The sequence below is a fragment of the Virgibacillus carmonensis genome (genome assembly GCF_057836705.1).
Window position 1 is genome coordinate 1 of the sequence record NZ_JBYQFJ010000077.1, and the last position, 1,244, is coordinate 1,244.

At 39.8% G+C, this 1,244-nt stretch carries 1 protein-coding gene; it reads left to right on the forward strand.

From position 1 onward, the window contains the following. A partial coding sequence (locus AC3G7N_RS20525) for a VirD4-like conjugal transfer protein, CD1115 family (protein ID WP_489424023.1) occupies nucleotides 1-1,244 on the forward strand: 1,244 nt, incomplete at both ends.

Genomic DNA, 1,244 nt, shown 5'->3' on the forward strand with positions numbered 1-1,244 from the left:
GCAAAGAAGAAAGTGTGACCATGTATTCTGTTGCGAATTTCCTATCAAGCAAAGGTAGTGACAATGACGAAGAAGGAAATAATGCATTGGATGACTTTTTTCAAGCACGGGGTGAGAATGATCCTGCACGAATGATGTATGCAACGAGTAATTTCTCTACTGGTAATACGAGAGGAAGCATTTTTAGTGTTGCGATGGATAAGCTGCAAATATTTACACTGGAACCAAACGCAAAAGTCACTTCACATAACAGCTTGGATTTAACAGATATTGGTTTCGGGAAGAAACCCGTTGCCGTTTACATTGCAACGCCCGATTCGGATAAATCGAATGATGTACTGGCAAGTATTTTCATTAGTCAGTTGTACCGCGTAAATTCGGAGAAAGCAACCAAAGGCAAGAATGGTAAGATGAATCGACATGTTCACTTTATACTTGATGAATTTGGCAATATGCCGCCTATTGATGGAATGGCAAGCATGGTAACAGTAGGTGCCGGACGAGGATTTCGTTATCACTTAATCATTCAAGCCTATTCCCAAGTGAAATCAGCATATGGGGAAGAATCCGATACGATTATTGGGAACTGTTCCAACCAGATATATATATTGACTGAAGATAAAAATACGGCAGAGCATTATTCCAGTATGCTGGGAACGAAAACGATTACGGATGTGAGCCGAAGTGGGGATTATCATTCCTTTGATAAGTCGCATAGTGAATCAACCAAGGAGCGCGCACTCTTAACATCGGATGAACTAATGCGATTAAAGGAAGGGCAGTCTGTGGTTATTCGAGTCAATAAACGTCAGGATAAAAAACGGAGAAAGATAGAACCAAAGCCTATTTTTAATAAAGACGAAACCAGTCATAAGTTCCGGTATGAATATTTAGCGGAGGAATTTGATACCAATCATTCGATTATGATGCTGCCAATCATGTCAGATAAGTACCATGACATGGACCTGCAAAACATAGTCTATTCCGCAAAATCCAACGAGGATGTATTCTTTAGAATGGCAGATGTGATGACAGAAAAGGCGTTTCACCGGTATAAACGAAGCATATTACAAATTGAACAAAGTCAAGGAAATCCGGACGAGGAAATGATGAAACAATTGCTGCAAGACATGGATAATTGGTCATTTTTGCATTACTTGAGTTTTATGGTGTACCACCCTTATTTTTCAAGACTGCATCTAAAGGTGATGGGGACGTTACAAACGTATTTACCAGAAGAAGTG